Genomic DNA, 20407 nt, shown 5'->3' on the forward strand with positions numbered 1-20407 from the left:
CAGCCTTGATGCGCAGTCGTGTTCAGATCTGCTCAGTCGCTGCGTAAAGCAGCAATCGGGTCCAGTTCCGCTGCTTTACGGGCAGGGAATACGCCAAAACCCAGACCCACTGCAATACAGGCTGCGACAGCGGCAGCCAGACTCAGCGGTGACCACGCAACCGACCAGCCTGCCAGCGCGGCGATGCTGTACGCTGCGATGGCACCCAGTAGTAGCCCGAGCAGGGCGCCGCTGCTGGCGATCACTAGCGCTTCGGCCAGAAACTGATCGATCACATCGCGTTTTCTGGCGCCCAGCGCGCGTTTCAGGCCGATTTCTTTTTTGCGCTCCAGCACATTGGCGAGCATGATGTTCATGATGCCGATACCACCGACCAGCAGCGACACAGCGGCGATAGAGCTCATAACAATGGTGAACATTTTCTGGGTTTGCTGATTTTGCCGGTACAAGCCCATGGGCACAATCAGATTGGTGTCATCCGCTCCTGCATGTCGGTCTTCCAGCAATTGCTGCAACACCCGCGCAGCGGCTTCCGGTGCGGCCTTGCCATCCAGTTGCAGACTGATCGCGTCGGCCTCATCATCCAATAGCGGGAAATCGAAGCGGGTTTTTGCTGCTGACCACGGTACGAACAGACGCTCATCATCCAACCCCAGCTTGATGCCTTCGAATTCAGATTTACTCAATGCGCGGTCCGCCAGCACGCCGACTACTTCCAGCCAGACATGGTTGAGCTTGATTTTTTCGCCGACCGCAGACTGATCCCCGAACAGCTCCTTAGCCAGCCTGGGACCCAGTACACAAACGGCTGCCAGGCTGTTATTGTCTTCGTCGCTGAACCAACGCCCCTTGCCCATTTGTAGGCCGCTGTGCTGGATATATGCATTCGAGATGGCATAAGCGCGAGCTTCGATAACGCGTGATTGGTAGACTAACTGATCAACCTTGATTTCTTTGCGTAGCGCTACCGAGCGCGCGCCGGGCACTACGTTTAAGGCTGCCTGTGCATCGGCTTCGCTTAAGCCTAATGAGCGGCTGCGCAAATCCTTTCTGCGCTTGTTATCCATGGTTTTACTCTCGACGATAATATTATCGAGTCCGAGTTCAGCCACCAGTCGCAGCGCTTCGCGCCGGCTGCCTTCTCCAACTGCGAGCATGGCGACGATGGCGGCAACACCAAATACCATGCCGAGTAGGGTCAGACCGGTGCGCAGCTTACGGCGCTGCAGTTCTTCTATTGCTTCCAGCAGTAAAGCGCGGTTCATGATTCGTCTTTTTCTGTATTGTCTTTAGTTTTTTTGCTGCCACCTTGCGGTAATAAAATCACGCTGGCGCTTTCATTGAGTCCCGATAGTATCTCGCTACGCGCGTTGCCCCTGCGTCCTGGCTGAACCGCTACGCGTTTGACCTGTTTTCCTTCCTGTATGTCGGCAAAATATTGACCATTTTGCTCAATCAGCGCGATATTCGGAATGCTGTGCGCTTTGTGCAAGTCAATCAGATGAATGGTCGCGCGTACCGCTTGTCCGGGGCGGATTTGGAACTGGTTGACGCTGGCATCATCAATCGCAGCTTCAAGCTCTATGTATTTCACTGGCGACTGCGTATTCTGGGTGCTGGCAGTGGTGCTGATTTTTGTGATCTGTAATTTCACTTCCTGTCCGCTGCCAGCCAGTCTGAGCGTGAGTGGCAATCCGGTTTTAAGGCCGGTTGCACGCGCTTCCGGCACCTTGAAGCTGGCCAGCAGCTTATCCAGTTTGGGTAATACACCGAATTCGCTGCCCGGCATGGTCGTCATGCCTACCTGAGGCTTATTGCCTGTCCAGGACTCAGTCAGCTTCAGCACACCATCATGCGGCGCACGCAGCTCCAGTGCCGCCAGACTTTTCTTTTGGCGATTGGCATTAGTTTCTATGGTCTCTACTTGTGACTTGAGTACGGCTTCATTGGCTTGCCGGCGTGTGCTGACCTGTGTCGATTTCCAGTTCAGGAAGCGCTGTTTATTATTCAGGAAAGTCTGGTCCTGGATCGCATCCAAGATGCGGTTTTTGGAGAACAAGGCTTGCTCGGCACCGGCATAGCGTTCGCTCAACAGCAGGTCGGCACTGACCTTGGATTGATCCGCATTTAATTCAGCCTGACTCTTGACTTCGGTGGACTGTAAATCTTGTTCAGCCAGCTCTTTGCGCAGCAAATCGAATTCCGCCTGTGTCAGTTCCAGCCTGGAATTGGGGGCATCGAAACGTGCAATCAGCTGATCTTTTTTTACCAGGCTGCCTTCAGCAACGATCTCTGTGATCAATCTGGTTTCCCAACCTTCACCGGGGATCAGTAACTGGGTTTTTTCTGCGGCGCTGACTTCACCCTCTACGCTCAGGCTTTCCTGCCAGGGTTTTTCAGTGAAAATTTCTGTCGCTATTTGCGTAGCGGGCTGGTCGCTGCAGGCAGCCAGGAGCAAGTTCAATAGCAGAGCACTGCCGTAGCTGTAGCCAGAATTTTTCATAAGCCACCCTTTGCGCTGGCGGCAGCAACGGATGCTGAAGCGGGTTGTAGCTGGATTTGTACCTGTACTGCTGAACCCGGCTTTAAGCTGGTCTGACTGTTTTGTTCAAATTCCAGTTCTATGTCGCGTACGATACCGGGTTGGGTGGCGGATTTACTATGAAATACTTTGCCTAGCTGAGTGATGCGCGCATTCAGCATCTGATTTCCACCCGGGACGCTGACCTTTGCTCCCAGACCTGTACGCAGGTAGGCAGCCTGCGCTTCTGCAACCTGTGCGTTCACAAACAATTGCTTAGGATCGGACAAGTTGGCAAGCGACTGCCCCATCCATATCTTGCTGCCCGAACTAAATTTTTCATCATTGAAATTGGTTTTATAGATGAGTATGCCGGGCTGTTCTGCCTTGACCGTCATTCGGGCCTGTCCTTGTTCCAGCAAGTTGATTTTGTTCTGACTTTGCATCAATTCAAATTCCAGTGCTTTTTTCTCTGCCAGTCGTGCACGCTTACGGGTCTCGTTGAGTTGTTTTTCTATTTCAAGCAGCCTGAGCGATAAGGCTTTCTCTATCACCAGTTTGTCGTAATCTACTCTGCGGATTAATTCCTTAGGCATGGTGGCTTTGCGGGCTGCTTTATCTGCATTGGCCCGCGCTTCGTCGACAGCCAGTGTGGCACTGCGCTCAGCTTCAGCCTGATCCAGTCTGAGTTTTTCCAGTGCCCGCTGCTTTTCATTGCGCGTGCTTTTATGTCTGGCTAACTGAGACATCACCTCGGCTGCCTGGAACTGGGTGATCAGATCACCGGCTTTGAGCAGACTGCCTTCCGGGGCAAGTTGAGCGATCGTATATTGCCAGATATACGGAATCGCCGGAGGTGCCACAGGCAAATTGACGCGTGACTGCACTTCACCTTCGAGTGTGAGTTTGGCAGGGGCGATGACTTTATTGTTGTTCGCAGTCTTTTGCTCTGCCGGCTGTATCAGCACACTCATGCCAGGTGCAGCGGATTGTCTGAACTGCTCAGGAATCGGAATATCTACCCTGAAGTAACGTCCATTACCCCAATCGGCCTTGAGTTCAGGTGCCTGAGAAATCGTTTTGATGACGCTGTTTGCCTGTTGTCCGGGCAGGGCATCAAATTGCAGGCTGACTGCCATGTTTTCCCGGATATGCAGCCGGTCTGCTTCCAGAACCCAACCTTTGACGCCGATTTTTCCATTACCGACGATGGTGCCTGCCAGTGTGCCTGGGTGGACGCTGGAGCCTTCGTCGATACGTTCTTGCGGCCAGGTGTTGAAACTATGGGTCACAAAACCATCCTGGGTGGCGATGACTGAGGATCGTGCGATTTCTTGTTTAGTAAATTCCAGTTTGATGTGTTGTTTACGGATATCCAGTTCACCATCCTGTTTCATGCGCAAAACCGCAGCCTGTGTGGTTTTTGCGGCGAGCTGTCTGACTTCCAGATCGCGTATCGCTTTTTCTTTTTCGGTCTGGTTTTTATCAAAGTCCAGCGCGCTAATCTGGGTCTTGGGCAGTGCCGCATCGACTTCTGCCTTGTCGTGAGCAGCCTGCATGTTAGCTAATGCCTTATCGGCTTCTAAGGCGGCTACTTCCAGCTTCGCCACCTCTGCATCCAGTTTGGCGCGGGTCTGCTCCAATGTAGTCTGCAATTGCTCCAGCGTGCCAGAGTTCTGGGCTTCAATGCTCAGCACGACATCGCCTTTATGCACAAACTTGCCTTCGCCCACAAATTTTCGCAATGCGACTGGCGAGGAATTGGATGGTGGCACGAAGATCAATTGCGAGTCGGCCGCGACCACTTCGCCCGTGATGTAGACTTTGCGCTGGCTGAGTGTGGGCAGTTTGCTTTCTGGGGCCGCAGCCAGTGCAGGTGATAGCAGTGCCGCCAGAGTGACACTACAGAGAGAGTGGGGGAGTTTCATGCCTGTGCTGCCAAGATGCGTCCATCGCTCAGATGGATCGTGGTTTGCGCCTGTTGCGCGATATGTGAATCATGTGTAACCAGTACGATGGTTTGACCGTCCTGATGCAATTCTTTGAGGAGTGCGATTACGTCAGCGGCGCTTTTGCTGTCGAGGTTGCCAGTGGGTTCATCGGCCAACAACAGTGCCGGCTGATTCAGTAAGGCACGTGCGATCGCGGCGCGTTGCAATTGCCCGCCTGAGAGTTCTGTTGGTCTGTGATCTATACGGTGTGACAGGCCTATGCGATTTAACAGTGTGCGTGCCCTGTCTTCTGCTGCCTCCAAATCCGGCGTCTTACAATAGCGCTGAGGCAGCAATACGTTTTCCAGCACAGTCAGCCGTGGAAGCAGGTGGAAGGATTGAAAAATAAAGCCCAGGTAGCGGTTGCGTATATCCGATGCCGCATCATCATCCATTTCGCTGACAGCTTGCCCTGACAGGATGTAACGTCCCTGGCTGGGTCGGTCCAGTGCACCCAGTATGTTCAGTAAAGTTGATTTGCCTGAGCCGGATGCGCCCATAATGGCGAGAAATTCTCCGCTACCTACTTTCAGGTCTATACCGTTCAGGGCATGTATTTCATTCCCACCCTGAATATAGGTTTTATACAGTTGCTCAAGTCTGATCATGCTTTACTTTTTCGGGTTTGCTTTACTGCTAGTGCGGATGGACTCGCAATACTACTTTGTATAGAAAAAAAGTCAAACAAATTGAGCTGTGATCAGTCCTAGAGTGTTGGCTGCTGTTAGGGTGTGGGAATAAAAAAGCCGGATCGTATCCGGCTTTTCTGGATAACTGCGACTCCGCTTTATTTTTTTCGTTTAGGTGTGAGTACGGTAGGCAGCGCTTTCGGTAACGTATCCGGATAATCGCGGCTGAAATGCAGGCCTCGGCTTTCGCGCCGAGACAGCGCGCTGTTGACGATCAGTGAGGCGACTTCGACCAGGTTGCGCAATTCCAGCAAATTATTGGAAATGCGGAAGTTGGCATAATATTCGTCGATTTCTTCTTTCAGCAAACGGATACGGTGCTTGGCACGCTCCAGGCGTTTGGTGGTGCGTACGATGCCGACATAATTCCACATGAAGCGGCGTAATTCATCCCAGTTGTGCGCGATCACCACCTCTTCATCGGCGTCAGAAACCCGGCTTTCATCCCAGTCTGGCAAGGCGATCGGGGTGTCGCGGGTTTGCGATTCGATGTGGCCAGCAGCGGCTTTTCCGATGACCAGGCATTCGAGCAGCGAATTGCTGGCCAGGCGGTTGGCACCGTGCAGGCCAGTGTAGGCAGTTTCGCCAACCGCGTACAGGCCGGGCAGATCGGTGCGGCCAAAGTTATCGGTAACGACGCCACCGCAAGTAAAGTGTACCGCCGGCACCACCGGTATCGCCTGTTTGGTAATATCTATACCCAGCTCCAGGCAGCGTGCATAGATGGTCGGGAAGTGCTCTTTCAGGAATTCCGGTGGCTGATGACTGATGTCGAGTTCCACATAGTCCAGGCCACGTTTCTTCATTTCAAAGTCGATAGCGCGCGCCACCACATCGCGCGGTGCGAGCTCCATGCGCTCGTCATGTTCAGTCATGAAGCGTTTGCCGGCACTGGCGCCAGCTTCGGCCGGTAATTTCAATACGCCGCCTTCACCACGTACGGCTTCGGTAATCAGGAAAGACTTGGCATAGGGATGGTACAGGCAGGTCGGGTGAAATTGTATGAACTCCATATTGCCGACGCGGCAGCCAGCGCGCCAGGCCATGGCAATCCCGTCGCCGGTTGCCGTGTCAGGATTGGTGGTGTACAGATAGACTTTACCCGCACCGCCAGTTGCCATCACTGTGTGCTGTGCCGCAAAGGTGTCGACTTTTCCGGTCTTCACGTTTTGCACGTACAGACCCAGACAGCGTGGGGTCGGGGAGCGGTCCCCCAGCTTGGCAGAGGTGATCAGGTCAATCGCGTAATGGTGTTCAAACAGCGTGATATTGGGATGATTGCGGACTTTTTGTTCAAGCGTGACTTGCACTGCATGGCCGGTGGCATCCGCTGCATGGATGATGCGGCGTTGACTATGGCCGCCTTCACGGGTCAGGTGAAAACCCAGCTCAGCTTCCTCGTCGCGCGTGAATGGGACGCCTTGTTCGATCAGCCAGTCTATTGCTTCCCGGCCATGCTCGATGATGTAGCGGGTCGCACCTTCATCACAGAGTCCGCCGCCAGCGATCAGCGTATCGGAAATGTGTTGTTCATGACTGTCATGCGAGTCAAGCACGGCAGCGATGCCGCCTTGCGCCCAGTTGCTGGCACCATCGAGTAGTTCGCGTTTAGAAATGATGGCGACTTTGCGTGTTTGCGCCAGATGTAATGCGACGGAGAGTCCCGCCAGGCCGCTGCCGACGATGGCGACGTCAAAATTCTTCATTATGTCTGCTTCTCTGATCTGGCTACTAAGTCGGCTGCGCCGCTGTTCGCTCACAATTCTTTTGTTGTACGCACCAGGCATCGCGGGTTCTGGATACCGGAAAACCTGGTCGCTGAAATCTGTCCTGTGCTGATTATACTGAGTAATCTGCCGTCAAATACAAACATTACATTGATTTTCCTGCAAAGCCCTTGACACAAGGCTTTGCGCCTTGTTTTAATACCGGACGCAGATTTCCTGCTTGCCGTGATAGATGCACGACTTGGAAGATAATCGAATACATCGTCGCGAACTTCAAATTCTTGTGAGGGGGCTTTAAGTGAATAAAACTGAGTTGATCGATCATATTGCGAAAACAGCGGACATTTCTAAAGCGGCTTCGTCCCGCGCCCTGGACGCGCTGATCGGTGCAGTAAAAACAACTTTGAAGAAAAACGGTACTGTGACTCTGGTTGGTTTTGGTACGTTCTCTGTAGGCAAACGCGCAGCAAGAACAGGTCGCAATCCACGTACCGGTGAAGCAATTAAAATCAAATCTGCCAAGGTTCCTAAATTTAAACCTGGCAAAGCGTTGAAAGATGCTGTAAACTAATGCTCTTTCGCGACGCGTGACTGGCGTCGCGGAAGTTTATAAGGTGTGGGGCGCTTAGCTCAGTTGGTAGAGCGGAGCCCTTACAAGGCTTAGGTCGGGAGTTCGAGCCTCTCAGCGCCCACCAGATAAACTTCAGCAGTAATTGGAGCGGTAGTTCAGTTGGTTAGAATACCGGCCTGTCACGCCGGGGGTCGCGGGTTCGAGCCCCGTCCGCTCCGCCAGAAATCCAAAAAAGGCGAACGAAAGTTCGCCTTTTTTTATATTCGCAGTTTTGTGATTACTATTCTTAGTCATACGATCGGTTGAACATGTTTGAATATATTCGTACCCATCAGCGTTTAATGCAGTTCTTGTTATTGCTGATTATTTTCCCTTCCTTCGCTTTTTTTGGCATTGAGAGCTATACGCGTTCCCAGGCTGCTGCGGGTGCTAATGTGGCGACGGTTGCCGGGCAGTCGATTACGCAGCAAGAGCTGGACAATGCCTTGCGCGAGCAGATGGATACTATGCGCCAGAATTATGGTCCGCAATTTGATCCTAAAATGTTCAATACGCCGGAAGTCAGACAAAATGTATTGGATGAGCTGATCGCGCGTAAGGCTGTGACTGAAGAGATTAAAAAACAGAATGTGTCGATCGCTGATGCAACCTTGCAGCAGGAATTGCTCAGAGCGCCTGGCTTGCAGAGCGCAAACGGCACTTTTGACAATGAAAAATACAAGCAAATTCTTGCTCAGCGTGGCATGACGCCTGCGGTGTACGAGCAACGTATGCGTCAGAATATGGCGTTTGAGCAGTTGCTGGGTTCTGTGCAGAATACCGGTTTCCTGCCACGTTCCGTGGCTGAGCGCATTGCGCTGATTACTGAGCAGGAACGTGAAGTGCAGGTATTGAATCTGAAGGCGGCTGATTTTGCGGCTCAGGTCAAAGTGACTGACGACATGATTAAAGCTTACTACGACAAAAACGCTGCCCTGTTCGAAATTCCAGAAACAATGAAAGCGCAGTATGTCGTGTTGAATGCGGACGCCTTGGCGGCGCAGGTAACTGTGAGTGAAGATGACATCGCAGGTTTTTACAAAAGTAACGCAAAAACGTATACCAGTGATGAGCAGCGCAAGCTTAGTCATATTCTCATTGGCTTTGCAAAAAATGCCAGTGATGATGTGAAGGCGAAAGCAAAAGCCAAGGCAGAAACATTGCTGGCTGAAGTGCGCAAGAATCCTGCTGTGTTTGCCAAACTGGCGAAAGAAAATTCAGATGATCCTGGCTCTAAAGAGCAGGGCGGTGATCTGGGTGTGATGGTCAAAGATGCGTTCGTCAAACCTTTTGAAGCGGCTGCGCTGAAATTGAAGCAAGGCGAAATCAGTGATCCAGTGTTGACTGATTATGGTTACCACATCATTTATCTGAAGGAGTTGCAGGCTGCAGCTGTGAAGCCTTTAGATGAGGTGCGCGCTCAAATCGCTGCTGATATTAAAAAGCAGAAAGCTGCCAAGTCTTATTCTGAAGCGGCAGAGGCATTTACGGATGCGATTTACCAGCAGGCCGACAGCCTGCAGGCGGTTGCAGATAAATGGAAGCTGAAAATCGAAGTGGCGGATGCAGTCACGAAGCAAGGTAACCCTGCGTTGCCTGCCACTGCACAGATTAATAATGCGAAATTCCTCAAGGCTTTGTTTACGGATGAAGTCATTAAGAAAAAGCACAATACAGAAGCGGTAGAAATTGCGCCGAGTACGCTGATGGCGGGTCGCATGCTGGAGTACAAGGCTGCGTCTAAGCGTCCTTTGGATGAAGTCAAGGCTGCGATTGTTGCAAAAATCACGCAGACAGAAGCAGAAGTGTTGGCTGAAAAAGAAGGTAAGGCAAAGCTGGCTGCATTGAAAGCAGCGGATTCCGCGTCAGGCTTCTCCGACGTAAAAGTGATTTCCCGCGCCAAGACGGAAGATGTCTCGCCTCAGGCTTTCTCCGCCATTATGAAAGCAGACGTGCAGAAATTACCGGCTTTTGTCGGTGTGAATATGCCTGGTGCCGGTTATGCGGTATATCGCATCAGTAAAGTGAATGCCGGTACGCCAGATGTCGCGCGTCGTGCATCGGATGCACAGCAGATAGCTAGTCTGGCTGCGCAGCAGGAACTCACTTCTTATATCGATTTGTTGAAAAAAAAGGCGAAAGCCACTGTGAACAAAGCAGTTGTGACAGCTGCTCCTGCAGCAAACTGATCGTATGAGATGAAGAAAAAAACGGCGCCTTTTCAGGCGCCGTTTTTGTTTTGCGGAATATTGTTTTACGCGCTATGCTCACGGGTGTTGCCATTTGGAACATGTCCCCGCTGAATCTGGCAAGTTTTGATGTGAATCAATGTAGTTGTGCAGTGCGATTGTTATTCTGACGGTGTATTTTTACAACAAGTGTTACAACAGAGTGAGATCATGACGATAACTAAAGAAAACACATACAACTATAGGGTTGTGCGGCAATTTTCTGTCATGGCAGTAGTCTGGGGAATAATTGGTATGCTGGTCGGCGTACTGATTGCAACTCAGCTTGCCTGGCCGGAATTCCTGGGTGGTATACCTTGGCTTAGCTATGGACGTTTGCGTCCTTTACATACGAATGCTGTGATTTTTGCATTTGGGGGATGTGCGTTGTTTGCGACAGCCTATTACGTGGTTCAGCGTACGTCCAACGTCAGGTTGTTTTCTGATGCTCTGGCAGAGTTTACTTTTTGGGGTTGGCAACTGGTCATCGTGGCGGCCGTCGTGACTTTGCCACTGGGCTATACCCAGGGTAAAGAATATGCGGAATTGGAATGGCCTATCGATCTGCTGATCGCGGTGGTCTGGGTCGCGTTTGCCGTCGTGTTCTTCGGCACCCTGGTCAAGCGTAAGGTTGAGCACATCTACGTAGCTAACTGGTTCTACGGCGCCTTCATTATTGCAGTTGCAGTTCTGCACATCGTCAATAGTGCTGCGTTGCCGGTTTCCCTGCTTAAGTCCTATTCTGCTTACTCTGGTGTGCAGGACGCGATGGTGCAATGGTGGTACGGCCACAATGCGGTTGGTTTCTTTCTGACCGCTGGCTTCCTGGGGATGATGTATTACTTCATCCCTAAGCAAATCGAACGGCCTGTCTACTCTTACCGTTTGTCTATCGTCCACTTCTGGGCGCTGATTTTCACTTATATGTGGGCGGGTCCGCATCACCTGCATTACACCGCCTTGCCTGACTGGGCGCAATCCATCGGTATGCTGTTCTCGCTGATTCTGCTGGCGCCGTCCTGGGGTGGTATGGTCAACGGTATCATGACTTTGTCAGGTGCCTGGAGCAAGCTGCGTTCTGATCCTATCCTGCGCTTCCTGATCGTTTCCCTGTCCTTCTACGGTATGTCGACATTTGAAGGTCCTATGATGGCGATCAAGACAGTGAACTCGTTGTCTCACTATACTGACTGGACAGTAGGCCACGTTCACTCAGGCGCTTTGGGCTGGGTTGGCTTTATCTCTATCGGTAGTTTGTATTACCTGATTCCGCGCCTGTTCGGTCAGACTCAAATGTATAGCAAACGCCTGATCGAGGTGCACTTCTGGGTCGCAACGATCGGTGTGGTTCTGTACATCGCTTCGATGTGGATCGCCGGTGTGATGCAAGGTCTGATGTGGCGTGCAGTCAATGAGGACGGTACCTTGACTTACTCTTTCGTTGAGTCTGTAAAAGCGACCTTCCCGTACTACGTGATTCGTCTGACTGGCGGTGCAATGTATCTGAGTGGCATGCTGGTAATGGCCTACAACGTTGCGAAAACTTTGATGGGTGCCAAACCTGCCAACAATACTATTCCTGCTGTGCCTGCTGCGGCGCACGCCTGAATCAGACAGTATTAAGGAGAAATTTGATGCGTAACTTTACACACGATCTGATTGAGCGGAATGTCGGTCTGTTGCTGGTGCTGGTCATCCTGACGATCAGTGTGGGTGGCCTGGTTGAAATCGTTCCTTTGTTCTTCCAGAAATCGACCACGCAGCCAGTACAGGGTTTGAAACCTTATACCCCGCTGCAATTGGCTGGCCGTGACATTTACCTGCGTGAAGGCTGCTATGGCTGCCACTCCCAGATGATACGTCCATTCCGTGCTGAAACTGAGCGTTATGGTCACTACTCGGTGGCAGGTGAGTCTGTCTATGATCACCCGTTCCAATGGGGCAGTAAGCGTACCGGACCTGATCTGGCACGCGTAGGCGGTCGTTACAGTGACACCTGGCATCGCGATCATCTGAACGATCCGCGCTCTGTGGTGGTTGAGTCCAATATGCCTGCTTATCCATGGCTGGCCAAGACGGCGCTCGATCCGCAAGGCATTGCACCTAAGATGGCAGCGATGAAGACGCTGGGTGTGCCATATACCGATGAAGAAATCAAAGCTGGTCCGGAACAACTGAAAGATAAGTCTGAACTGGATGCCTTGATTGCTTACCTGCAGGTATTGGGTACTGCGATTAAAAATAAAAACTGATAGAAGCCGCTCCTTGTTAGCGTGATATTTGGGAAGGAAAAAACATGAATTTCACCATATTGAGCAGTGTCGTAACGGTGATCAGCCTGTTTGTATTTTTGGGCATCGTCTACTGGGCATTCAGCTCTGGTAATAAGGAGCGCTTTGAAAAACTGGCTCGCTTGCCAATTGATAATGAGAATGGAAAATAGTCATGGCAGATTTTGTAAATGAATGGTGGGGCATAGGCATAGCCATCGTTGTCGCCATCAGCTTTGTTGCCTGTATTTTATTGCTGTGGTCTCAATCCAAAGTGAAGGTGAAACTTGGTGCTGACGGCAAACCTTTGCCAGCAGAAACCACTGGTCACGTTTGGGATGGTGACTTAATGGAGCAGAATAATCCTCTGCCACAATGGTGGAAATGGTTGTTCTATCTGACCATCGTATTCAGTATTGGCTATCTGGTGGTCTATCCTGGCTTTGGCGGTAATCAGGGTTCTTTTGGCTGGAGTCAGGTCGGCGCCTATGAGAAAGAGATGAAGGAAGGCGAAGCGCTGTATGGCCGTATCTTCAATAAGTATCTGGCGATGGACCTGAAAGATGTGGCAAAAGATCCGCAGGCGATAGAAATTGGTCAGCGTCTCTTCCTGAACACTTGCGCACAATGCCATGGCTCTGATGCGCAGGGTGGTAAGGGCTATCCGAATCTGACGGATAACGACTGGCTGTATGGTGGAGATCCGCAAGTCATCAAAACCACTATTACAGAAGGTCGTCATGGTCAGATGCCTCCTATGGGTGCAGCAGTGGGTACGGATGATGATGTGCGCAATGTCGCTAACTACGTACTGAGCTTATCGAATTCGGCGCACGATCCTATCAAAGCAGCCTTAGGTAAGTCTAAGTTTGCCGCCTGCGCCGCCTGTCATGGTGCAGACGGTAAAGGTAACCAGGCATTGGGTGCACCGAATCTGACGGATAAAACCTGGTTGTATGGCGGTAGCATAGAAACGATTATGGAAACCATTAATAAAGGTCGCAATAATCAGATGCCAGCGCATAAAACCATACTGACTGAAGGCAAAATCCATTTGCTCGCAGCCTATGTCTGGAGTTTGTCTAACAAAGGCGGCGCACAGGTATCTGATGCCGATGCCAATGCGATCAAACAGATCGCTGAAGTAAAGTAATTGCCGTAGTAATTGTCGTAGTAAGTCCGGCATAGGCAACAGGAGCACTCCCGGTTTGTAATACGGGAGTGCTCTCACCCAAAGAAGAATTCGCAATGAAGCATATACCCATCGTCCCCATACCGATTGAAGAAACCGAACTTGCATTGTTCGAGGAAAGAAAAAAAATATACCCGCGCTTTCAAAAGGGATGGTTTGCCTCCTGGCGGTGGACCTTGGTTGCATTGACACAGATTTTGTTTTACGGCACAGCCTGGCTCAATTGGAATGAGCGTCAGGCTGTTTTATTTGATCTGGTCGCCAGGAAGTTTTATATTTTTGGCTTTGTGTTCTGGCCTCAGGATTTTATTTATCTGGCAGTCTTGCTCGTGATTTCTGCCTTATCGCTTTTCTTGTTTACTGCCGTGGCGGGTCGCCTGTTTTGTGGTTACGCCTGCCCGCAGACCGTGTACACCGCGATATTTTTGTGGGTGGAGCACAAAGTTGAGGGGGACCGCAATGCGCGTCTTAAGCTGGATGCCGGACCACTTACCGGTAAAAAGTTCTCTCTGAAGTTTATTAAGCATTTTATCTGGCTGGTCATCGCTTTATGGACTGGCTTTACCTTCGTTGGTTATTTCACGCCTATTCGTGAGTTGTCCTTTTCGGTTGCGAATTTGACGCTGGGACCGTGGGAAACTTTCTGGTTGCTGTTTTATGGTTTTGCTACTTACGGTAACGCAGGCTGGATGCGCGAGCAGGTGTGCAAATACATGTGTCCTTATGCGCGCTTTCAGAGTGCGATGTTCGATAAAGATACACTGATCGTCACCTATGATACCCAGCGTGGTGACCCGCGTGGTTCCCGCAATAAAAAGGTGGATTACAAAGCGCAAGGCCTGGGCGCCTGCGTCGATTGTGGTATTTGCGTACAGGTTTGTCCGACTGGGATAGATATCCGCAATGGCTTGCAATATGAGTGCATCGCCTGCGGCCTGTGTGCAGACGGCTGTGATCAGGTAATGGACAAAATGGGCTATGAGCGTGGGCTGATTCGCTATACCACCGAGCATGCGGTAACACGTAAGCTGGACCGGGCGGCCATGTGGAAGCGCGTTTTCCGTCTCCGAACCTTGATATACAGCGGTATCCTCGGCCTGATTATTTTGGCCAGCGCAGCGTCGCTGTATTACCACATGCCTTTAAAAGTGGATGTGATACGTGACCGTGGTATGCCGCGTGTGACGGAAACGGGTGAAATCGAAAATGTGTATCGCTTGCAGGTTATGAATACCCAGGAATCGCCGCGCCGTTTTAGCATAGCGATTCAGGGCGTAAATGGTGCGAGTATCGTCAATAACGCGGACATTAATGTGAAGTCAGCCACAACGAAGGCGTTTCCGGTCAGAGTGCGCGTGCCTGCCAATGTATTGCCGACTGGTTCAAACCGTATCCGCTTTGTCGTCAAAGATCTGGATAAGCCAGAAGTCAACGTGACAGAAAAAGCTGTTTTTATCGTCCCGAGATAGAGGTTGTTATGGAATCCGTATTAAAACCCCAGAAACGTCAGAGTGACAGCTGGTACAAAGAACCGTGGTTATTGTTAGTCGTGGGTGGCCCCTTAACTGTGGTTGTCGCCAGCTTATTTACTGGCTATGTCGCCTTTAGTGGTGCCGACAAAGTGGTTGCTGAAGACTACTACAAACAAGGCCTGATGATTAATAAGGACATACAGCGTGATGCTAAGGCACGTGAGCTGCGCCTTTCTGCCAATCTGAGTCTGCATGCCAGCCAACATCTGATTCGGGTTGAAGTCTCAGGTTCCGGTGATCTGCCTCAACAAATACAAATGAGTTTAGCTAATGCCTCACCCCAGGCAACCAAAGTAACAGAGATCGTGCACCGTATTCCTTTAATTCGGGTCGCACCTGGTGTATACGAAGGCGAGTTAAAACAAACCTCGAATATTTCAGACAGTTCTGTTAAATTGTTCCATATCAAGCTGGAAACAACAGACTGGCGACTGACCGGCGATTGGTTTGAGCCAGAACAAAAGGCTGCGCAGCTAAATGCATCAAAATAAATAGCGCTTCCTTGAGATTTCTTGACTTGGAGTTAGATAATCACTAAAGGGGAGACAAGAATGGAATACGCTGTTTCTGCACCAAGAAAAGTCCTGCTCAGGCCCATGTTAATGATCGTACTCTGGCCTGCGTTTCTGATGGCTTGCGCTGCGACCGGTCTGGTATTTAGTCTTGTCGACCCGATGGAGCTGATTGTATTGGATGAGCGTCTGCAAATGCATTTGACGGGCGTCTATACAGTCGGCTTTTTTGCATTCTGGTTGCTGGGCATATTGTCGAGCGGACTGACTGCCTTACTCGTGCAAAAAGCACACTAACAGAAAAATATGATCACTTCAGTTCCTGCGGCGTCGACGGCATTAGATATCCCGGAGACGCTGATCCGCCGCTTTGATACGCTCGGACCCCGTTACACGTCTTATCCGACCGCTGACCGTTTTCATACCGGTTTTACAGCGCAATCCTATGTCCAGTATCTGCAACAGCGTGCTTCAGCGCAGCAGAAAGCGCCTCTGTCGTTGTACATTCACATCCCGTTTTGTGCATCGCTATGCTACTACTGCGCCTGCAATAAAGTGATTACCAAGGATCGCTCACGTTCAGCACGTTATCTGGCTTATCTGGAAAAGGAGCTCAAGCTGGTGTTGCAGCATTTGCCTGTACGCGAGACCGTCAGTCAGCTGCATCTGGGAGGCGGTACTCCTACTTTCCTGAGTCATGACGAATTGCGGCAATTGATGGCAATGCTGCGAGCGCATTTTGATTTTTCTGTGGATGCAGAAATTTCGATAGAAATCGATCCACGTACCGTCGACACGGAAACCCTGGCTTTATTGCAGCAACTGGGTTTTAACCGCACCAGTCTGGGTGTGCAGGATTTTGATGCCGATGTACAGAAAGCGGTGCACCGGATACAGGACTTTGCGATGGTGGAACGGACTATCCGTGAGAGTCGCGAATTTGGATTTTCCTCGATCAATTTTGATCTGATTTACGGCTTGCCGAAACAAAATCTGGACAGCTTTACCCGTACGCTGGATCAGGTGATAGAACTGGCGCCGGATCGCATCGCACTGTACAACTATGCGCATTTGCCGACCCGTTTTAAACCACAACGTCGCATTGCTGAAGCCGATTTGCCCAGTGCAGAACAGCGCCTGCAAATTTTCCTGATGTCATTGCGTCGCCTGATCGAGGCTGGTTATGTCTATATCGGACTCGATCATTTCGCAAAACCTGACGATGGCTTGGCGCGTGCGATGGCCGATGGCAGCCTGCACCGTAATTTTCAGGGTTATACCACCCGCTCGGACTGTGATCTGATTGCACTGGGATTGTCTTCTATTGGCAAGCTGGGGCAGTCTTATGTACAGAATTTGAGAACGCTGGATGAGTATTATCAGGCGCTGGATGAAGGTGTACTGCCGGTGGAGAAGGGCATACATCTGGTGGATGAAGATGTGCAGCGTCGTGAAATTATCATGGATCTGATGTGCAGCAATGGCCTGAATTACGCACAACTCAGCGAGCGCTTTCAACTCGATTTTAAGGTGCACTTTGCACAAGAATTACGCATGCTGCGCACTTATGAAGAATCCGGTTTGCTGGCGTTTGATCAGGATGACGTGAGAGTCTTGCCAAAAGGACGTTTTTTTGTGCGTGCATTTGCCATGATCTTCGACCAGTTTTTATCCGAGCAAACGACGGCAAAATATTCCAAGCTGATCTGAGTATGCTGACTTTGCCACTCTTCCTTGCGGCCCTGACAGCGGGATTGGCGGGTGGCGTGCATTGCATCGGTATGTGTGGCGGGATCACAGTGATGTTGAACCAGCCAGCCACCAACGATGCAAGGCTTATCCCTATCCATCCGGCTGTCGCCACCGCAGCACCTGCCGCCGCCTCACACAAAAATCCGTCACGCATGCGCAGGGCCTGGCTGCATGCAGGGCGTATTTCTGTTTATATGTTGGTCGGTGCCGTGTTTGGCGGCATGGGGGCTGCAGGAATGATGGTACGTCCGTCGGCCTTGCAGCATCAGATACTGTTCATGATTGGGAACGCCGCACTGATTTTGCTTGGCTTGAAATTGCTGGGCTTTGCGCTGCCTGGGCGAAATCTGACAGCATGGATCGCTGTATGGCAGCAGAAATTTTTCTCATTGATACCGTTATTGTCCACTCCCCGTGCGCACCCCTATGTAAAAGGATTGATGTGGGGTTGTCTGCCTTGTGGTCTGTTATATAGCGTTGCCCCGTTTGCCTTATTTTCTGGCAGCGCCTGGTCTGGTGCCGTGTTGATGCTGGTGTTTGGCGTCGCTGCTTTGCCGCATTTGTTGGTGGCCGAGGGATTGGCACGGTTTGCGCGCCGCGCTGACCTGGGGGCCTGGCTCAGGTATTCAGGCGCGGCTGTATTGATATTGACAGGACTGTTGGGAATCTGGTTTGCAGACATGAAAAGCATGCCGGATTTTTTATGTGTACTTCCAGCCTGAGTTTTCAGGCCTTGGTGTTCACCAGCGTACCCAGCAATTCGTCGGCGGTCTTAACCATCTTTGCATTTAAATCGAAAGTGGCGCGAAACTGCAGACTATTCACCACTTCAGTCGCCGCATCGGTGCCGCTTGCGGCTATTTCTGATGTGTTGGCAGTCTCAGCAGACTCAGTCGCCGACGCCCTGATTGCAGTGCTGACACCGCCGGTGCCGTTTTCGCTCTGTATGATTTGTTGAGGCTTAAAGCCCTGCGTATTCATATTGGCAATGTTATGCGAAGAGACATCCAGCGCAGTCTGGGCTGCACGCATGCCTGACAGGCCACTATTGAGTGCATTGGTGATCATATTCGTTTCCAATTCTGTGTCATTCAGGGTTTCACATCCGGCTGAATCAGCATAGTATGAAAATCACTGATGTGCTGCTTTTTTTGATCTCCTGGTTGCTGACGGGGTAATTCTATACTCAGGCAAGTTCCCTCACCGGTATTGCCATGGATGGTAAACGTGCCGTGCATGGCTTTGACACGTTCACGCATACCTACCAGCCCAAACGAACGCGATTTGCGGATATCTTCTTCGCCTATGCCACGGCCATCATCACAGATATCAAATTTCAGGTGGGTCTCGCTTTCTGAAAATTCGATATGAACGGTCTGAGCCTGTGCGTGGCGGGCGACGTTGGTTAAAGACTCTTGTACGATTCTGAAGATCGCAGTGCTTTGCGCATCATCCAGTATCAGTTGCTCCTCATCGGCAATTAATTCACAGTGGATCTGGTGTCTTTGTGAAAACTCTTTTTGTAAGGTTTGCAAAGCAAAATACAGGCCGCCTTCGTCCAGCGCGCGTGGCCGCAGGTCGGTCGCAATGCGGCGTAAGGTGGTAATGGCACTCAGAATTAACTGATCCATACTTTGTAGTGTGGATTCATTCCTGCTGGTGAGCTGGTTGTCACGCTGCAGCAAGGAGAGATCCATACGCAGGGCGGCGAGTAACTGTCCCAGGTCATCATGCAGTTCCCGGGCGATGTGCTTACGTTCTTCTTCACGGATAGATTGCAATACACCTGATAGCTGGCTGAGCTCTTCGTGATAAGCGGCCATTTTTTCTTTAGCGATTTTACGGTCTGTGATGTCGCGGAAAATGACCGTGTAAAAGCGCTTGCCGTTCTCTAACTGATGCGCAATGGATGCTTCTATCGGGAATTCTTCGCCATTGGCACGGCAGCCTGTGACATAAAAATCTTCATAATGGGTACCCATTTTGCGGCGTGTGATGCCGGTTTCCCCAAACTTGTTGACATGGCCGCCATGTGCATGGCGATGGCGCATAGGGATTAGCTGGTCGAGTGAGGAACCTTCCAGCTGACTGACTTCGTAGCCAAAAATGGTGGCGGCAGCGGGATTGATCAGGATAATCTTTTGTTCTTCATTGACGGTGATAATGCCATCGATCGCTGTATCTATCATGCGGCTCAGTCGTTCGCGCTCGATGCGTAACTCGTCTGCTGACAATGCCAGCTGCTTGCTGCTTTCCGCCAGCTGGGCGTAGGGAGTATGAATATTGACTGCTACCATGCTGCGGTAAATTGCGATAGCTGCCATTAATTGCATCAAATGACCAAGTACGATATTGAGATCATTGGTTTCGGTATAAATGCAAAAGTAGACTTCAGACGTGGCCAACAACAGACTCGCCAGAAATAAGGGCAGGCGGTTGATATGCAAATGCTCGGCTGAGTGACTTGTTTCCAGCTTGCTCGCATGTTGATGAAACAGATAGGCTGAGACCAGATTGACCCCGATTAAGCCTGCTTCGCAGGCAACCTTGAACCAGGTTTGACCCATATGTTCAATGTAGGTCAGTGGTATCAGATGTGGAAAAAAGAAAATTAGCCCAGCCCAGAGGGCGGTACCGGTCAGGGCGCTGATTAAAATAGCATACGACTGGTGTTGTGAAATATCTGCGTCTTCCGGGTCAAAAGCCAGTCCCAGCAATGTTGCTGCCACGATAGCACGGCTCGCCAGCCAGGCGCTGAAAGACTTGTGCATATCGATGGCAGTTTCGAAGCCAGGCATGCCCATAAAGCTGACCGCGTGGGCAAAGCCGAGTATCGCAGTGCATAAAAAAGCGACTGCCAGAATGACACTGCTGATCTTTCGGGTGCTGCCAAAGGCATTCCAGCAAACAATGAATACCGACGTAAAAATAATGATAGTGACCGTCTCCAGCAGGGTGTGTACCGGAAGCGGATTGCTGACTATAAACTGCGCAATATATGCCTGATTCATCCATCCAGCCACGGAAAAGAAGACGAGTAATAATGCGAGCAGACGTGCCCTGTTTAAATTTGGGTGGTGTATTCCTGGGGTGGGCATGGGGATGCGTTTTAAGCTAAAAGCAATATTTTAACTTGTCACTATCTCGCCCGGTAATTTCCCGGATAATAAAAAAGCACCCTGATTTGAAGTGACCCCATTTAGTTGGACAGCTTGATAGTTACATGGCCAAGGGCTGATTTCTGTATTGAACAGGGCTCAGCCCTTTTAATTTCAGTTTTATACGGTCATGATTATAGTAGTGGATGTAGTCAGCCAATCCCTTCTCCAGCTCCTCGACGTTGTTGAATTTGGTCAGGTAATAGTATTCCGACTTCAATACAG

19 protein-coding genes and 2 tRNA genes are annotated in these 20407 nt (G+C 50.8%); 13 read left to right on the forward strand and 8 right to left on the reverse strand.

The features are described from left to right. Positions 1-32: 32 nt before the first annotated feature. From H8K47_RS13070 to nadB, 5 genes are all read right to left on the reverse strand, one after another. Positions 33-1265 carry an ABC transporter permease gene (locus H8K47_RS13070; RefSeq protein WP_186881859.1) on the reverse strand — a complete coding sequence of 411 codons (1233 nt, stop codon included), beginning with the start codon at positions 1263-1265 and terminating at the stop codon, positions 33-35. Continuing rightward, entirely contained in the window at positions 1262-2503 is a 1242-nt protein-coding gene (locus H8K47_RS13075; protein WP_186881860.1) for an efflux RND transporter periplasmic adaptor subunit, read from the reverse strand. Before H8K47_RS13075 ends, H8K47_RS13070 begins: the two co-directional genes overlap by 4 nt. Next, positions 2500-4449 (reverse strand): HlyD family secretion protein, encoded by a 1950-nt coding sequence (locus tag H8K47_RS13080; protein WP_186881861.1) that lies wholly within the window; start codon positions 4447-4449, stop codon positions 2500-2502. Before H8K47_RS13080 ends, H8K47_RS13075 begins: the two co-directional genes overlap by 4 nt. Continuing rightward, complete coding sequence (locus H8K47_RS13085; protein WP_186881862.1) at positions 4446-5120, reverse strand: ABC transporter ATP-binding protein; 675 nt, start codon at positions 5118-5120, stop codon at positions 4446-4448. Before H8K47_RS13085 ends, H8K47_RS13080 begins: the two co-directional genes overlap by 4 nt. Before the next feature lie 179 nt (positions 5121-5299). Continuing rightward, on the reverse strand, positions 5300-6907 hold the full coding sequence (nadB, locus tag H8K47_RS13090) for an L-aspartate oxidase (RefSeq protein ID WP_186881863.1): 1608 nt from the start codon (positions 6905-6907) through the stop codon (positions 5300-5302). A gap of 319 nt (positions 6908-7226) precedes the next feature. On the opposite strand from nadB, the gene H8K47_RS13095 reads away from it, so the two are divergent. From H8K47_RS13095 to H8K47_RS13155, 13 genes are all read left to right on the forward strand, one after another. Beyond that, positions 7227-7499, forward strand: a complete 273-nt coding sequence (locus H8K47_RS13095) for an HU family DNA-binding protein (RefSeq protein ID WP_162018311.1) — start codon at positions 7227-7229, stop codon at positions 7497-7499. A gap of 48 nt (positions 7500-7547) precedes the next feature. After that, positions 7548-7623, forward strand: a tRNA-Val gene (locus tag H8K47_RS13100). A 20-nt stretch (positions 7624-7643) separates the two neighbouring features. Further along, positions 7644-7720 (forward strand) — tRNA-Asp (locus H8K47_RS13105). Between the two features lie 87 nt (positions 7721-7807). Further along, on the forward strand, positions 7808-9727 hold the full coding sequence (locus H8K47_RS13110; protein ID WP_186881864.1) for a SurA N-terminal domain-containing protein: 1920 nt from the start codon (positions 7808-7810) through the stop codon (positions 9725-9727). 210 nt (positions 9728-9937) lie between these two features. Further along, a complete protein-coding gene (gene ccoN, locus H8K47_RS13115) occupies positions 9938-11374 on the forward strand; it encodes a cytochrome-c oxidase, cbb3-type subunit I (protein ID WP_186881865.1) in 1437 nt (478 codons plus the stop codon). A 26-nt stretch (positions 11375-11400) separates the two neighbouring features. Beyond that, positions 11401-12018 (forward strand): cytochrome-c oxidase, cbb3-type subunit II, encoded by a 618-nt coding sequence (gene ccoO / locus H8K47_RS13120; protein WP_186881866.1) that lies wholly within the window; start codon positions 11401-11403, stop codon positions 12016-12018. A 44-nt stretch (positions 12019-12062) separates the two neighbouring features. Next, positions 12063-12209, forward strand: coding sequence for a cbb3-type cytochrome oxidase subunit 3 (locus H8K47_RS13125; RefSeq protein WP_162018315.1), 147 nt, complete (start codon positions 12063-12065; stop codon positions 12207-12209). Between the two features lie 2 nt (positions 12210-12211). Then, the gene (gene ccoP / locus H8K47_RS13130; RefSeq protein ID WP_186881867.1) at positions 12212-13189 is read left to right on the forward strand and encodes a cytochrome-c oxidase, cbb3-type subunit III; all 978 of its coding nucleotides are present in this window, start codon (positions 12212-12214) and stop codon (positions 13187-13189) included. A gap of 95 nt (positions 13190-13284) precedes the next feature. Next, the gene (ccoG, locus tag H8K47_RS13135; protein ID WP_186881868.1) at positions 13285-14697 is read left to right on the forward strand and encodes a cytochrome c oxidase accessory protein CcoG; all 1413 of its coding nucleotides are present in this window, start codon (positions 13285-13287) and stop codon (positions 14695-14697) included. A gap of 8 nt (positions 14698-14705) precedes the next feature. Continuing rightward, positions 14706-15251 (forward strand): FixH family protein, encoded by a 546-nt coding sequence (locus H8K47_RS13140; protein WP_186881869.1) that lies wholly within the window; start codon positions 14706-14708, stop codon positions 15249-15251. Positions 15252-15311: 60 nt separating this feature from the next. Continuing rightward, positions 15312-15569: a hypothetical protein gene (locus H8K47_RS13145; protein ID WP_230405026.1), complete on the forward strand. Its 258-nt coding sequence runs from the start codon at positions 15312-15314 to the stop codon at positions 15567-15569. 9 nt (positions 15570-15578) lie between these two features. Further along, complete coding sequence (gene hemN, locus H8K47_RS13150; RefSeq protein ID WP_186881870.1) at positions 15579-16982, forward strand: oxygen-independent coproporphyrinogen III oxidase; 1404 nt, start codon at positions 15579-15581, stop codon at positions 16980-16982. Positions 16983-16984: 2 nt separating this feature from the next. Continuing rightward, positions 16985-17746, forward strand: coding sequence for a sulfite exporter TauE/SafE family protein (locus H8K47_RS13155; protein ID WP_186881871.1), 762 nt, complete (start codon positions 16985-16987; stop codon positions 17744-17746). 4 nt (positions 17747-17750) lie between these two features. Here H8K47_RS13155 and H8K47_RS13160 read toward each other — a convergent pair whose 3' ends face one another. The 3 genes from H8K47_RS13160 to H8K47_RS13170 form a co-directional block, all read right to left on the reverse strand. Further along, a complete protein-coding gene (locus H8K47_RS13160; protein ID WP_186881872.1) occupies positions 17751-18092 on the reverse strand; it encodes a flagellar basal body protein in 342 nt (113 codons plus the stop codon). A gap of 23 nt (positions 18093-18115) precedes the next feature. Continuing rightward, complete coding sequence (locus tag H8K47_RS13165; RefSeq protein ID WP_186881873.1) at positions 18116-20035, reverse strand: MASE3 domain-containing protein; 1920 nt, start codon at positions 20033-20035, stop codon at positions 18116-18118. 208 nt (positions 20036-20243) lie between these two features. Further along, the coding region (locus H8K47_RS13170; protein ID WP_186881874.1) for an IS3 family transposase at positions 20244-20407 on the reverse strand (164 nt) is incomplete at its 5' end.

It is taken from the genome of Cognatundibacterium rugosum, from assembly GCF_014284365.1.
In the GTDB taxonomy this organism is placed as follows: Bacteria; Pseudomonadota; Gammaproteobacteria; order Burkholderiales; family Burkholderiaceae_D; genus Undibacterium; species Undibacterium rugosum.